Genomic DNA, 14,193 nt, shown 5'->3' on the forward strand with positions numbered 1-14,193 from the left:
CGTGGAAGCGCAGCCTATTGCACCCGGCCACATCGACGCCTTCGACATCCGATGCTTTGCGTCTATGGCGACCGTATTGTGCTGCGGCGGATCCGAGCACGTGCTTTTCAGCGATGGCTTGCGCCATCTCCAACTGATGGTGACGGTGGGCAGTGTTCTCGATGGTCCGGTGCGCCTCCGCTACCTGCTGTCGGGTCTCCGGCACATGGAGGCGAAGGTTCTGGCGCTGCAACGGCTGTTTGGGCTTTGCCGCCTCGGCCGTCTGCCGCGCGGCCTCTTTCCGCCGCAGCGCCGGGCCAGGCGTTGGGCGATGATGCTGCGCGCCTGGGACGGAGAAATGGCGGGCGCGAGCCGGCGGCAGGTGGCTGCGGCGATCTTCGGGGAGACGGCGGCGCACGAGCTCTGGGAGTCCGGTTACCGCTCCCGCATGCAACGGCTAGTCCGCGAGGCCGAGGAGATGGTCAACGGCGGCTACCTGGGACTTCTGGGGCGGGCAACAGAGGGAAAGGGAGGCTTCTGACGGGTGAAGGGCTGAAGCCGGCAAGAGAACACCGGCCCGCCCGCAACCCGTGAGGAGACCTCCCATGTTCCAGTTCGTCCGCCTGTCCGCCGTCATCGGCATTGTATTTTTCGCCTGTCTGTCCTTCTGGCCCGCGCTCGACGAAGAGCATTCCGGCCCGGCCAATGTGATCGACGCCGACACGATCGAAGTGGGCGGCGAGAAGCATCGCCTCTACGGCGTCGATGCCGTGGAGATCGACCAGCGCTGCCGCCGTCGCGATAGCGCGGCATGGCCTTGCGGCAGAGAGGCCGCCGCTGCGCTCACCAAATTTCTCGAAGGCCGAAAGGTCAACTGCGAAGTCTGGCAGGGAACGACGCGCGATGCCCATGGCCGGTTCGTATCTGTCTGCTACGCCGGTGGCGACGACATCAGCAGCTGGGTGGCGAAGAACGGCTGGGCCGTCGCCGATCGCGACGCCAATCGTCTCTACAACTACACAAGCGACGAGGGCACGGCCCGCTTTCTGCGCCGCGGCATGTGGGACGGAACCTTCGATCCACCCGCCGAATGGCGGCGCCGGCACCAGGCGGGAGGGCAGCCATGAACGCGCTGTTTCCGCCACCCGACATTCCCACCATACGGCTGCGCGTGCTCTCGCTCGGCGCCGGCGTACAGTCCACCACGCTTGCCCTGATGGCAGCCCACGGTGAGATCGGGCCGATGCCCGATTGCGCCATCTTCGCCGACACCGGCTGGGAGCCGAAGGCCGTCTATGAGCATCTCGCCTGGCTGAGATCGCCGAATGTCCTGCCGTTCCCGGTTCATATTGTGACCGCCGGCAACATCCGCGACGGGCTGGTCCGCGGCGCGCAGGGCGAGCGCTGGGCCTCGATCCCCGCCTTCACCAAATCCGCGTCTGGCAACGTCGGCATGATCCGCCGGCAGTGCACCAAGGAACTGAAGATCGTGCCGATCCGCCGCAAGGTGCGTGAGCTGGTCGGGCTTACGGCTAAGCGCTCGCCGGACCGCCCCGTCGTGGAACAGTGGATCGGTATCTCCCTGGACGAGATCGTGCGCATGAAAATGTCCTTCGAGCCCTGGCAGGTAAACCGCTGGCCCCTCATCGAACTGGGCATGACGCGCCGCGACTGCCTGCGCTGGCTGGAACGGCACAGCTATCCCATGCCGCCCAAGAGCGCCTGCATCGGATGTCCGTATCATTCCGACACCCTGTGGCGGCAGATGCGCGAGGAGGATCCGGACGGCTTCGCCGATGCTGTCGCCATCGACCGGCTGATCCGCACCGGCTTCCGCAATCTGCGCGGCGAGGTGTATCTCCATCGCTCCTGCGTGCCGCTCGACGAGGCCGATCTCGACACGCCGGCGGACAAGGGACAGCTCGACCTCTTCGCCGATGAATGCGACGGCATGTGCGGCGTGTGACCTGTTCTGCCTGATCGCCTATAGGGCCGCTCTCGACAAGTTCGAGAGCGGCCGTTTTGCCCGTGACGGGTTGCCAGGTCCGGAATGGTTCTGGGCCGCCCGTCGCGGGAGAACATCGATGCACGATCGCGATTACAGTGCCGACATCGCCAAGGCCCTCGCCACGCCGGGCGGCCATCTGAAGATCGGCCGCGGAGGGTTCAGTCTGCACTACCTGAATGAGTATGGCGGCCAGAGCAGCCTGTCCGGCTACGATTGCGACGCCGTGAAACAGCAGGCCATCGCCGCCGGACTTCCGGTGATCGACAGCCGCTGTGTCGACTTCGACAAGGTGGCCAGGCTCGCCATCTCCGGGCCCATGATTTGTGTGGGCGGTGCGCCGGACCCTGAGCCATGGGGCGCGTTCTCCTATGCGCCGCTGATCGCGGTCGCGCGCGCCTACGCCGCGGCCGGGGCGGAGGTCTACAACCTCGACCTGGAGGAAGCGGCGGGGGCGGCGGCCTGAGAGGGAGAGGGAAGCGGGTGTCTTCGTGACGAGCCTGGTTGGGGAAAGAGGGCTTTCTCCGGCTCGTCACGGAGAAACTGACATGGCAAAGGCGAAAGTTGAGAAGATCACGCTGTCCCAGGCGCGGGACATTCCATTCGACAGGCTGGCGCTTTCGAGCCGCAACGTCCGACGGGTGCGGGCCGGTGTATCGATCGAGGAACTGGCCGAGGACATCGCCCGGCGCACGCTGTTGCAGTCCCTGAGCGTGCGGGCGGTGATCGGCGAAGACGGTCAGCCCACCGACAGATACGAGGTGCAGGCCGGCGGGCGGCGCTACCGGGCGCTGGAACTGCTGGTCAAACAGAAGCGGCTGGCGAAGAATGCCCCGATCCCCTGCATCGTGCGGGAGGACGGCATTCTGGAAGAGGATTCGCTGGCCGAAAACTGCCAGCGCGTATCGCTCCACCCGTTGGATCAATTCCGCGCCTTCCAGTCGCTCAAGGAGCAGGGCCTCGGCGAGGAAGAGATTGCCGCCCGCTTCTTCGTGACGCCGCAGATCGTCAAGCAGCGGCTGAAGCTGGCCAGCGTGTCGCCCAGGCTGCTGGAAGTCTATGCCGATGACGAGATGTCGTTGGAACAGCTCATGAGCTTCACCATTTCCGACGACCATGCCCGGCAGGAGCAGGTCTGGGAGACCGTGCACCGCGGCTACAACAAGGAGCCCTATTACATCCGCAAGCTGCTGACAGAAAACACCGTCCGCGCCACCGACAAGCGTGCCCGCTTCGTCGGGCTCGCGGCCTATGAGGAAGCCGGCGGCATCGTGCTGCGCGACCTGTTCTCGCAGGATGACGAAGGCTGGCTCCAGGATGTGGCGTTGCTGGAGCAGCTTGTCACCAAGAAGCTCGCGGCCGAGGCCGAGACGATCAAGGCCGAAGGCTGGAAGTGGATCGAGGTCGCTCCAGACTTCCCCTATGGCCACACCGCCGGCCTGCGCCGCGTCATGGGCGAAACGGAGCCGCTGTCCGACGAGGAGCACGCCCGGCGCGAAGCCCTGCGGTCGGAGTTCGAAGAAATCGAACAGCGCTATTTCCAGGAAAGCGACGAGGATCTACCCGAGGAAGTTGACCGGCGTCTCGCCGAGATCGAGGCGCAGCTCGATGCTTTCGAGGAGCGGCCGGTTCGCTATGATCCCGACGAGATCACCCGCGCCGGCGCGTTCGTCTCCATCGACGGCGACGGCCGGCTGAAGATCGAGCGCGGCTATGTCCGTCCCGAGGACGAAGCGCAGGCAGAACCTGGCAGCGATGGTCAGGACACGGATGCCTTCATCCGCGATCATGTCGAGATCGTCCACGTCGGCCGGAACGGCGAGACGCGGCAGGTCGATCCTACCGCCGCGCTATCGGGCAATGGGGCGCAAGCTGACGATGCCGAAGCCGAGGAAGACGGCATCAAGCCGCTGTCCGAGCGCCTGGTCATGGAACTGACGGCGCACCGGACGCTCGCCCTGCGGGACGCGCTGGCGAACGACCCGGACATCGCCTTCCTCGCCGCACTGCACGCCCTCGTTCTCCAGACCTTCTGGCGTTATCCGACGGCGAGCTGCCTGGAGCTTCGCGCCGAAAGCCCGATGCCGACCGTTCAGGGACCGGGGCTGAAGGAGAGCCAGTCGGCGAAGGCCATCGACGACCGGCACGCCAATTGGGAGAAGCAGCTTCCCGACGAGCCGGAACTGCTCTGGGAGTTCCTCTGCGATTTCGACCACGACAGCCGCATGGCGCTCTTTGCTCATTGCGTCTCGCTCACCGTCAACGCGGTGCATGAGCTGTGGAATCGGACGCAGGGCCGCCGGCGTCATGCCGACCAACTCGCCTGCGCGGTCTCGCTCGACATGACCGCTGCCGGGTGGAAGCCGACGGTAGAGAACTACCTCAATCGCGTGCCCAAGGCCCGCATCCTTGAAGCGATCACCGAGGCCAAAGGCGCCGGTATGGCGGATCTCATCGAGGGGCTGAAGAAATCCGACATGGCCGAGCAGGCCGAGCGACTTCTGACTGGTACCGGCTGGCTGCCCGAGCCGCTGCGCACGCCCGGCGTCGAGCCCGTAGTGGTCACGGACGAACCGAGGTCCCCGGAGCCGGATGCCTCGCCCTCGGAGTCTTCCGCCGCCGCCGAACTGCCGGCTTTCCTCACCGCTGCCGTATAAGCGGCTGCTCTTTCAAATCCATCCACCGAGCCCGGTCCCCGTGCGGCGGAATGTCCGCGCGGGGCCGGGCTTCGCGCTTTTCTGGAGATCGAAATGCTGAATCCGACCAACCCTGCCTACACCCCATGGGGCAAAGCCGACTATGAGAAGGTCTATGCCGAGGGCATCGTTTTCTATGGCACACCGTCCCATGGCGGCTTCAAGCTCGACCGCGAGCGCAACGCCAAGGTTCATCCTGCTCTGCGCGAGAGGGACCGATTTTACGAGGAGGATTGCGCTTGGGCGAAAGTTGCCTTCACCTTCCCCGACGTCTTCTCCGAGAAGGACCGCGAAGCGGCGATCCGCACGCTGAAGGAATGGTATCCCGACGAATACGAGACTGTCACAGGCGTTATCCTTGCCCCCGGCGAATCCCACGTCAAAAACGACCGGCTGTTCCTTGAACGCCACGCCAGCGACTGGATCGTCATCAGCGCGATCAGGTCGGACCAGCATCCCGACATGGTCGAGTGCATCGCCACAATAGGCGGCCGACGCGGGCAATGGGGCAAGCCCGATTCTGCCGAGCGGCGCTATCTCGTGCCGGATGCCGAATATGACCAGCGCGGCAAATTCGGCTTCATCATCGATCCCACCCGCCACGCGCTCTATGACGGCCCATCCAGCTTCATCGCACGGAGGGCGGCCTCATGAAATTCATCGTCACCCTTCAGGTCACGGCCGAAATCGAGGAGTGCTGGGAAATTGAAGCCACGAGTACGGAAGAAGCGCAAGCCATCATCGATGATGGCCTGCTCCATGAGCACCGATTCATCCGTGACAAGGTTCTCGGCGAAGAACGCGACCGCGAGATTCTGTCAATCATCCCGGCGCCCTCGGAAGAAGAACCATGCTGCCAATGCCGGAACTGCAATTGGCATGGGTCAGTCGATAAGGCCGACCCCGTTCACGATATGTGGTCGCGTGTGCTGCCGGGCGACATTATGCCGGCGGGCGATTGTCCCGACTGCGGCGCGCTCGTTCATCTGGTTTCGGGAGCCTGACACATGGCTATTCCCGATCACATCCGCGCCAATTTCGAGACTCTGCTGCGTGCAGCCAGAAACGGCGACCTCGCCTTGATGGAATGCACGGATGCGTCCAATGGCATACCGCGTTATGTGCTCGCGGCCGTGCAGCGTGACGATGGCGGCGAATATCTTTTCACGCCCTTCGGCCATCTGGCGGAGGGGAATCCCTACGAGGCTTACCACCCGCCAGAGTGAGAGCAGACCGGGATGAGGACGGGCCGGGAGCGGGCAAGAGAGAGCCTGCCCCGGCCTTTTCCTGAAACCTCAATCCCGGAGCAATCTCATGAATCTGATGACGCCAGCGGCGGCGGTGACGTCCGCCGCACCCATCCGTGCGCCCGAAGAAGAGGCCGCCTGCATCCTCAAGGCGGCGGAGCGCATTCTCACCGGTCTCGAACGCGGCATTCTCATCGAGGCCCGCGTCCTGCGGCAGGCGATGGAGGAGGCGTTCGGCGGTTCGGACGCCGAGGGCTTCTGGACCTGGAAAGCCGCATACGAAGCTTGCGAAGCCGCGCAGGTGCTGTTCCTCCGCAAATATGGTCGCGCCATGCGGGAGAAGGCGGGCTCGCCCGCCGCACAACTCGCCATGGTGTCCCGCATCGCCGGGCTTCTTCCCACCCACACCCGCCGCACGCAGGAATCTGATGAGCTCCAGCAGTTCAGCACCCCTATGCCGCTTGCCTATGTGGCCAGCATCGCGGCAGGCCTCACCGGCAAAGATGTGGTGCTGGAGCCTTCGGCCGGCACGGGGATGCTTGCCGTCTTCGCCGAGATCATGAGCGCGCGGCTGGCGCTCAACGAGATCGCCGAGACGCGGGCGGCGCTCCTGCGGCGGCTGTTCCCGGACAGCCTGGTCAGCACGCATGATGCCGCCAGCATCGACGATCGGCTGGCGGACGATATCGCTCCGTCGGTCGTTCTCATGAACCCGCCCTTCTCGGCGGCGCTCCACGTGCAGGGGCGTGTCTCCGATGCGGACTTCCATCACGTGCGCTCGGCGTTGGCGCGGCTGCCCGAGGGCGGCCGCCTCGTTGCCATCACCGGGCACAATTTCCCCGCCGATAGGCTGAACGGCGCGGTACGCTTCACCTGCGTCGTGGACGGCTCCGTCTATTACAAGCACGGCACCACCTTCGACACGCGCCTCACCGTCATCGACAAGTCGCTCGAAACGGCTTCGCCGCCGGTTTTGCCGCGCGCGGAGAACGCCGCCGATTTGCTCGCGCGCCTCATCGAACATCTGCCGCCTCGCTTGGAGGCGGACGGCGAGATCGGGCTCGGGACAGCGGCGAAGCCCGCTGTTGTGCGCAAGGTCGCGCCAATCGCGCGCAGGCCGCAACCCGTCATTTCTGCGGCGCCCGATGCTGTCGAGCTCATCTATGAGCCCATCGAATGGAAGCCGGCCGAGGGCGCCGACCTGACCGACGCGCTCTACGAGGGCTACGCCCTGCAATCGATCCATATCCCAGGCGCCAAGCCGCATCCGACGAAGCTGGTGCAGTCGGCGGCCATGGCCTCGGTGGCGCCGCCGCACCCTTCCTATCGACCGCATCTTCCGGTGCATATAATAAAGAGTAGCATCCTCTCCGACGCTCAGCTTGAGAGCGTCATCTACGCCGGCGATGTGCATTCCGGGCATCTCGTGGGATATTGGGCGGTCGATGAGACCTTCGACAATATCCATGCCGCACCGGAAGGCGCCGAGAATGCCGTGCGCTTCCGCCGCGGCTGGTTCCTGGGCGACGGCACCGGCTGCGGCAAGGGCCGGCAGGTCGCGGGCATCATCCTCGACAACTGGATCAAGGGCCGCCGCAAGGCGGTGTGGATCTCCAAGTCCGACAAGCTGATCGAGGACGCGCGGCGCGACTGGTCGGCGCTGGGCATGGAGCAACTGCTCGTCCAGCCCCTATCGCGCTTCAAGCAAGGCACGCCGGTCCGGCTGTCGGAAGGGGTGTTGTTCGTGACCTACGCCACTCTGCGCAACGAGCCGCGCCTGCGCCAGGTCATCGACTGGCTGGGAGACGGCTTCGACGGCGTGATCGTTTTCGACGAAGCCCATGCCATGGCCAACGCCGCCGGCAGCAAGGGTGAGCGCGGCGACCAACTTCCCTCCCAGCAAGGTCGTGCCGGCCTGCGCCTGCAGCGCGCCTTGCCGGACGCTCGCATCGTCTATGTCTCCGCCACCGGCGCCACCGACGTGCGCAACCTCGCCTACGCCGAGCGGCTCGGCCTGTGGGGCGGCGAGGATTTTCCTTTTGCGAACAGGTCCGAGTTCATTCAAGCCGTCGAAGCAGGCGGTGTGGCGGCGATGGAAGTGCTGGCCCGCGACCTCAAGGCGCTCGGTCTCTACACCGCGCGGTCGCTTTCCTATGAGGGCGTCGAAGTCGAGATCGTCGAACACGCGCTGACCCCGGCGCAGACAGCGATCTATGACGCCTATGCCGAAGCCTTCCAGATCATCCATCGGAACCTGAGTCAGGCGCTGGAAGCCGCTAATGTCACCGGCGAGCGCCGGACTCTGAACGGCCAAGCGAAGTCCGCCGCCCTGTCGGTGTTCGAGGGCGCCAAGCAGCGCTTCTTCGCCGCGCTGCTTTCTGGGTTGAAGACCGCCACGCTCATCAAATCCATCGCGGCGGATCTGGAAACGGGCCATGCCGCAATCGTCCAACTGGTCTCTACCGGTGAGGCGATCCTCGACCGGCGGCTTTCGGAGATTCCCGCCGAGGAATGGACGGATCTCAATGTAGATCTGTCGCCCCGCGACGTGATCTTGACTTACCTCCAGCATGCCTTTCCGACGCAGCTCTTCGAGCCCTACACCGACGAAGACGGCAATCTGCGCTCGCGCCCCGCGTTCGATACCGAGGGTAACCCGATCCAGTGCCGCGAAGCCGTCGCCGCCCGTGACCGGATGGTCGAGCGTCTCGCCTCGCTCGATCCCGTGCCAAGCAGCCTCGACCAGATCATTCAACGCTTCGGGACAGACAAGGTAGCGGAAGTGACGGGACGGACACGGCGAATCGTGCGCAAGGGCGATCGGCTTTGCGTCGAGAATCGTCCGCCATCGGCAAATCTCGCCGAGACGCAAGCCTTCATGGATGACGAGAAGCGCATCCTGATCTTCTCGGACGCCGGCGGGACGGGCCGTTCCTACCATGCCGACCGGGGCGCGAAAAATCAGCGCCTGCGCGTCCATTACCTGCTCGAAGCGGGCTGGAAGGCCGACACCGCCATTCAAGGACTCGGCCGCTCCAACCGCACCAATCAGGCGCAGCCGCCGCTATTCCGCCCCATCGCCACAGACGTGAAGGCGGAAAAGCGGTTTCTGTCCACCATCGCCCGCCGCTTGGACACACTTGGCGCCATCACGCGCGGACAGCGCCAGACAGGCGGCCAGGGGCTGTTCCGAGCCGAGGACAATCTCGAAGGCGATCAGGCCCGCGCGGCGCTCAGGCAGTTCTATTACTGGCTGGCGCAGGGCGCCATTCAGGGTTGTTCGTTGACGCAGTTCGAGGAGATGACCGGCCTGACGCTGACCTTCGAGGGCGGCAACATGAAGGAGGAATTGCCGCCGATCACGACGTTCCTCAACCGACTGCTGGCGCTGCCCATCGCCATGCAGAACACGCTGTTCGCGGCGTTCGAGGAGATTTTGAACGCCCGCATCGAGGCGGCGATTGCAGCGGGTGTCCACGATATCGGCCTGGAGACCATCCGCGCCGAAAGTCTGATCGTCACCGACCGGCGCGCGGTCTGGCGGCACGACAGCGGCGCCGAGACGCGGCTGTTCACGATCGAGCGGCACGATCGCAACCGTCCCATGGCGGCGGAAGAGGCGATCACCATCGAAGGCGGGCGATTGCTCGTCAATGAACGTTCCGGCCGCGCCGCTGTCAAGATATCCGCGCCGAGCCTGATGCGCGATGACGGCAGCATGGAACGCCGCGTCCGGCTGTTGCGCCCCATGCAGCGCGACACGATGAGCGTCGATGACTTCGCCGCCACGCACTGGAAGGAAGCGGAGAGGGAAGAATTTATCGCCGCATGGGAAAATGAGATCGCCGGAATCCCGGAATTCTCGACGAGCACGTTCCATCTTGTCACCGGCCTGCTGCTGCCGATCTGGCGGCGTCTTCCGGAGAGCAACGCCCGCGTTTACCGGCTGCAAACCGACGATGGCGAACGCATCATCGGCAGGATGCTAACGCCCATCGAGGTGGAAGCGTTCTGCCGCAATATCGGCATGGAGGCGCCGAAGCTCTCCGCCGGGGACGCCTGGGGCCTGATCAACGAAGGCAAGGTCACGGCCCATCTCGCCGATGGCCTCGTGCTCCGCCGCGTGCGCGTGATGAACGAGCACCGCGTCGAACTCACCGGCTTCACCTCCGGCATGGTCGATGCCTTGAAAGCGCGCGGCCTGTTCGGCGAGATCATCTCCTGGAAGCTGCGGTTGTTCGTGCCAATGGGCGAATCCGGCAAGGTGATTTTCGAGAGCCTCGCCGACCGTTGGCCGCTCACCGAAATCGCGGATCGGGGGTGACATATGTCCCGCGCCGCCGATCTGGCGCGCCGTCTCGGTGAACAGGCCGAGGCGGTGTGCCGCCATTATTTGCCGAATGGCCGCCGCCTGGGCCGATACTGGATCTGCGGCGATGTCATGGGAACGCCGGGGCGCTCGCTCTACGTCCGCCTGTCCGGCGAACGTGCCGGAAAATGGGCCGATGCCGCCGTCGCCAGCGAACACGGCGACCTGCTCGACCTCATTGCCATCAATCGCGGCCTCGACTTTCGCGCCGCGCTCGACGAGGCGCGCCGTTTCCTCAGCTTGCCGGCACCAATGATCCGGCGGGTCGAACCGCCCGCGCCGTCCGGCTCTTCCGAAGCGGCGCGGCGGCTCTTCGCCGCGTCGAACCCGATCCGAGGCACGCTGGCGGAACGCTATCTCCAAAGCCGCGGCATCATTCTGCCTGCGGAGGTTTCCGTCCTGCGCTTTCATCCGCGCTGCTTTCATCGCGGGCCGCAAGGCCGCGAGATATGGCCGGCGCTCATCGCCGCCGTCACCGATCTCGATGGCGCCATCACCGGTGCGCATCGCACCTGGCTTGATCCTGGCGGCGGCAAGGCGCCTCTCGATCAGCCCCGCCGCGCCATGGGGCATCTCGCCGGAAACGCGGTCCGGCTTGGCGTTGCCTCCGACGTCCTGACGGCGGCGGAAGGCATTGAAACGGCGCTGGCGCTCAAGACCGTGATGCCCGCCATGCCGGTCGTCGCCGCACTCTCCGCCGCCCACCTCGCCGCCCTGATCCTGCCGGCCGGGCTGCGCCGTCTCTATGTCGCCCGCGACAATGATCAGGCCGGGCGTTTCGCACTGGAACGATTGCGCGCCCGCTCCAGAGCCGGCGATATCGACATCCGCGCGCTCGCCCCGAGGACGGAGGATTTCAACGCCGATCTCCTCACCCTCGGTCCGGATCGGCTCAGGGCATGGCTCGCCGAGCAGCTCGTCCCGGACGATGTTCAGCGTTTCCTTGTCGCGGGCGGGTGGGCGCGATGCGTGTGATGGTCGTCTGCGCCGGATGGAAGGAGCAAGCATCTGGGCCGGCCTCCCGGTTTGAAGGGGCCGCGCCACGGCCTTTCCAAGAGAGGGATCTGCCAGCGCCGGTCGGCTTTGCAACGGCCTGACGGCCGTCCTCCACTTCGTTGCGGCCCTGCGGGTGCAAAGCCGCCCCTTGGCGCTGGCGGGCGATCCCCGGAAAGGCCGCGACGGGCGCGGCTCTGAGACCGGGAGACAGACCCATGCTGCATGACCTCTTCACCGACGACGCCTTCGAACCCCATCACGCTTCCTCGCCAACCGCCCATGTCCTCGACGAAATGGCGCTTCACGGTACCCGTCCCGGCCCGGACGATCCGGAGCGCCTGACCGTGCCCGAAGCCGACCGGTCCGAGCAGGAGATCGAGACCGCCGCAGCCGCCCTCATTGCCCTCATGGCCGATACGGCGCTCGATGACGATCTCGACGATGTCCTCTGGGGCTTCGCCAATCTCTTCCACCGCCGCCTAGGGTATCTCGATCGCATGCTCGACGACAACGAGATGGCGCAGCGGCGCTTGGCAAGCGAGCAGGACGGCTCGGAGGTCAAGTCCGTCGAGCTCGAGCGCCTGATTGCCCGTGGCGAGGCATTGCTCGAACGCCGCGCCGCCTTCGAGAACCTCCGCGACCTTGCCGCCATCCAGTTCGAATCTGCAACCGGTTCTGCCTGGCGGCCGCATACCGGCTCGATGACGAACCGCAAGACGATGACGGCGGCCATGATCGACAGCCGCGATTTTCTGGCCGCCAAGCGCCGGGCCGAGATCGAGCCGCTGTTGCCCGCCGGCCCCAGGATCGCGTTCACCGGCGGCGTCGACTGCAATGATCACGCCCGCATCTGGGAGGCCCTCGACAAGGCCCGCGCCAAGCATCCCGATATGGTGCTCATCCATGGCGGATCACCGAAAGGCGCCGAGAAAATCGCTGCCTGCTGGGCCGATAATCGCAAGGTGCCGCAGATCGTCTTCAAGCCCGACTGGACCCGCCATCGGAACGCAGCCCCCTTCAAGCGCAACGACCAGATGCTCGAAGCGCTGCCGATTGGTGTGATCGCCTTCCCTGGCTCTGGCATCAGCCAGAACCTCGCCGACAAGGCGCGGAAGATGGGGATCGCGGTGTGGCGGTTCGACAGCGGCGCCGATTAGGCGCCGCTACTTTCTGGCACTTCCAGCGAGCGGAAAATTGTCAGGGGCGGGTCCATCCTTCCGCCAGTTTTTCAATTACCTTCTCGAACCAGTTCTCGTACCAGTACCAGGTTTTGGCGACCATGACGCCGTAGCCCTTGCCGGGCTTGCGTGCGTCAAGCTGCCTCGCAAGCAATGTGTGGTCATACATGCTGAACGCCTGATATCCGGCCGCCTTGACTTTCGCCACGATCTCGGAGGGCAGATATTTCGGCCGCTCCACCTCCTTCAGCAGCACCCTCTCGACAGCCTCCGCTTCTGGCGATCCAGGCTTGACAAATTCGACGGCGAGGTCGGCCTTCGCGGCCTTGCCCGATACCTTCGGCACGAAGGCCACTCGGTACCGGAATTTCGGGTCCTTCTGCTCATCCTCGGTCAGTCCATTGTGGAAATTGTCCATCGCGGCTGCGATGTGCGGCGACAGGTCCGCGCCGATCAGGTTTGCCCTCTGTGCACCGTCGAAGGTCACGAACTGCAGCGCGATCGGCAGCCGTTTCTCCAAGGCGAACTCTTTACCGAACAGCGACTTGATCGCATCGTTGAAATTGATGCAGCAGGCCTGAAGCTTGGCACTCAGGGCATCGTCGATCCTGTTCGTGGAGCGATGCTCGATCTCGTGACGAATCTCGGTCAGGAATTTTAGGTTGTTGATAATACCTTTCTCCAGCGGGCATTTCCCGTGTGCCAGACATTGGCCAAGTTCCCAGTATTTGTCTGCGCCGCTCGGTGTTTTCTCGATGACACCGCCCTTCTTGTGCCGGTAGTCGATGCCCTCTCGCTTGTAGTAGGCGTGCAAGAGATAGGTCCAGGCGATGATGCTGGTGACGATGAAAAGCTCGGCCCTGAAATAGAGCCCGGCGCTGTTGAAGGTGTGGACGGCCGCGATCATTGCTTCTCGCGCTTTGATCAGCAGTTCGTCGCCCTGAAGATGCAAACCGGTTGCCGGATCGATATTCGGCCAGGCCGCGAGAAAAGCATCCAGTTCTGCATCGGAAGCAGGCTTTATACCCTTGTGTTTGGTCCCGTCGCGTATCTCGGAAATGCGGGCGTGATTGATCGACCGCGTAGGGCGCGAGAAATAGGCCTGGATGTCTTGCGGCACATATTTCTTCGCCAGCATCGCTTTGACGATGGCGACTTCCCATTTTTCCAACGTGTTACCCGGTCGCCGCGCCACGCTATTTCCCCCATCCAGATTTCGTTTCCCCACTGTCAATGTGATGACTTGCGAACGTCAAGAATTTTGCTGGCAAACACATCGAGTATTTCTCTGTCCAATGGGCGCCCGCGCGGGGACAAGCCCCGCGCGCCGGGCTCTCGTGAACCGAACCGCCTTCGGCGTTTCGGCCTTCGGCTTCGATCCCTGGCGCGAGCGCCCGCTCCGCGGGCGGATGGCGGTCCAACAGGCGCCGGCCAAGACGCGCCCCGCCAGACGCGATGGTGACGGGGCATGGAGGGGAGAATGCGGCGTTGGCCATGGCTCCCGAGGGCAGGTTGGAACGCCATCCTTCCTGCATCTCCGGCTCCGATGGGCGTGCGCATGCGGTCGAAGAGGGGCGCGGCACGCAGGCAGTCGAATTGGTCTCGCTGCCTGCGGCTACAGTGGCGCCCAAGCGCCAGTTTCATCGGCGCAGTGATGCCGTCAACGGCGCGGAACAGGGGCTTTGGACATGTCCTGAGCACGATCGCAGCCCGAGTGACTGGC

At 64.7% G+C, this 14,193-nt stretch carries 12 protein-coding genes; 11 read left to right on the forward strand and 1 reads right to left on the reverse strand.

The genetic code is table 11. From position 1 onward, the window contains the following. Positions 1–64 precede the first annotated feature (64 nt). The 11 genes from RLDS_RS39805 (at position 65) to RLDS_RS39855 (ending at position 12,449) form a co-directional block, all read left to right on the forward strand. Positions 65–520, forward strand: coding sequence for a DUF2285 domain-containing protein (locus RLDS_RS39805; protein ID WP_152528044.1), 456 nt, complete (start codon positions 65–67; stop codon positions 518–520). Positions 521–584: 64 nt separating this feature from the next. After that, positions 585–1,106, forward strand: coding sequence for a thermonuclease family protein (locus RLDS_RS39810; protein WP_021225983.1), 522 nt, complete (start codon positions 585–587; stop codon positions 1,104–1,106). Continuing rightward, positions 1,103–1,945: a hypothetical protein gene (locus RLDS_RS39815; protein WP_021225984.1), complete on the forward strand. Its 843-nt coding sequence runs from the start codon at positions 1,103–1,105 to the stop codon at positions 1,943–1,945. The genes RLDS_RS39810 and RLDS_RS39815 overlap by 4 nt, the downstream gene beginning before the upstream one ends. Positions 1,946–2,063: 118 nt before the next feature. After that, positions 2,064–2,450 (forward strand): hypothetical protein, encoded by a 387-nt coding sequence (locus RLDS_RS39820; RefSeq protein WP_021225985.1) that lies wholly within the window; start codon positions 2,064–2,066, stop codon positions 2,448–2,450. A gap of 82 nt (positions 2,451–2,532) precedes the next feature. After that, positions 2,533–4,641 (forward strand): ParB/RepB/Spo0J family partition protein, encoded by a 2,109-nt coding sequence (locus tag RLDS_RS39825; RefSeq protein WP_021225986.1) that lies wholly within the window; start codon positions 2,533–2,535, stop codon positions 4,639–4,641. A gap of 93 nt (positions 4,642–4,734) precedes the next feature. After that, positions 4,735–5,334, forward strand: coding sequence for a DUF7007 domain-containing protein (locus RLDS_RS39830; RefSeq protein WP_021225987.1), 600 nt, complete (start codon positions 4,735–4,737; stop codon positions 5,332–5,334). After that, complete coding sequence (locus RLDS_RS39835; RefSeq protein WP_021225988.1) at positions 5,331–5,684, forward strand: hypothetical protein; 354 nt, start codon at positions 5,331–5,333, stop codon at positions 5,682–5,684. Before RLDS_RS39830 ends, RLDS_RS39835 begins: the two co-directional genes overlap by 4 nt. A gap of 3 nt (positions 5,685–5,687) precedes the next feature. After that, the gene (locus RLDS_RS39840; RefSeq protein WP_021225989.1) at positions 5,688–5,906 is read left to right on the forward strand and encodes a DUF6117 family protein; all 219 of its coding nucleotides are present in this window, start codon (positions 5,688–5,690) and stop codon (positions 5,904–5,906) included. An 88-nt stretch (positions 5,907–5,994) separates the two neighbouring features. Further along, positions 5,995–10,251: a strawberry notch-like NTP hydrolase domain-containing protein gene (locus RLDS_RS39845; protein ID WP_021225990.1), complete on the forward strand. Its 4,257-nt coding sequence runs from the start codon at positions 5,995–5,997 to the stop codon at positions 10,249–10,251. Positions 10,252–10,254: 3 nt separating this feature from the next. Continuing rightward, positions 10,255–11,271, forward strand: a complete 1,017-nt coding sequence (locus tag RLDS_RS39850; protein WP_021225991.1) for a DUF7146 domain-containing protein — start codon at positions 10,255–10,257, stop codon at positions 11,269–11,271. A gap of 236 nt (positions 11,272–11,507) precedes the next feature. Next, positions 11,508–12,449, forward strand: coding sequence for a DUF2493 domain-containing protein (locus RLDS_RS39855; protein WP_021225992.1), 942 nt, complete (start codon positions 11,508–11,510; stop codon positions 12,447–12,449). 40 nt (positions 12,450–12,489) lie between these two features. Here RLDS_RS39855 and RLDS_RS39860 read toward each other — a convergent pair whose 3' ends face one another. Continuing rightward, positions 12,490–13,665 carry a DUF3644 domain-containing protein gene (locus tag RLDS_RS39860; RefSeq protein ID WP_031298096.1) on the reverse strand — a complete coding sequence of 392 codons (1,176 nt, stop codon included), beginning with the start codon at positions 13,663–13,665 and terminating at the stop codon, positions 12,490–12,492. Positions 13,666–14,193 lie beyond the last annotated feature (528 nt).

Origin of the sequence: Sphingobium lactosutens DS20 (assembly GCF_000445105.1) — a bacterium.
Lineage (GTDB): Bacteria > Pseudomonadota > Alphaproteobacteria > Sphingomonadales > Sphingomonadaceae > Sphingobium > Sphingobium lactosutens.

Coding starts and splice junctions, on each gene's coding strand:
- RLDS_RS39845 (WP_021225990.1), top strand. CDS start 5,995: ATGAATCTGATGACGCCAGCGGCGGCGGTGACGTCCGCCGCACCCATC.
- RLDS_RS39840 (WP_021225989.1), top strand. CDS start 5,688: ATGGCTATTCCCGATCACATCCGCGCCAATTTCGAGACTCTGCTGCGT.
- RLDS_RS39820 (WP_021225985.1), top strand. CDS start 2,064: ATGCACGATCGCGATTACAGTGCCGACATCGCCAAGGCCCTCGCCACG.
- RLDS_RS39825 (WP_021225986.1), top strand. CDS start 2,533: ATGGCAAAGGCGAAAGTTGAGAAGATCACGCTGTCCCAGGCGCGGGAC.
- RLDS_RS39850 (WP_021225991.1), top strand. CDS start 10,255: ATGTCCCGCGCCGCCGATCTGGCGCGCCGTCTCGGTGAACAGGCCGAG.
- RLDS_RS39855 (WP_021225992.1), top strand. CDS start 11,508: ATGCTGCATGACCTCTTCACCGACGACGCCTTCGAACCCCATCACGCT.
- RLDS_RS39810 (WP_021225983.1), top strand. CDS start 585: ATGTTCCAGTTCGTCCGCCTGTCCGCCGTCATCGGCATTGTATTTTTC.
- RLDS_RS39835 (WP_021225988.1), top strand. CDS start 5,331: ATGAAATTCATCGTCACCCTTCAGGTCACGGCCGAAATCGAGGAGTGC.
- RLDS_RS39815 (WP_021225984.1), top strand. CDS start 1,103: ATGAACGCGCTGTTTCCGCCACCCGACATTCCCACCATACGGCTGCGC.
- RLDS_RS39830 (WP_021225987.1), top strand. CDS start 4,735: ATGCTGAATCCGACCAACCCTGCCTACACCCCATGGGGCAAAGCCGAC.
- RLDS_RS39805 (WP_152528044.1), top strand. CDS start 65: ATGGCGACCGTATTGTGCTGCGGCGGATCCGAGCACGTGCTTTTCAGC.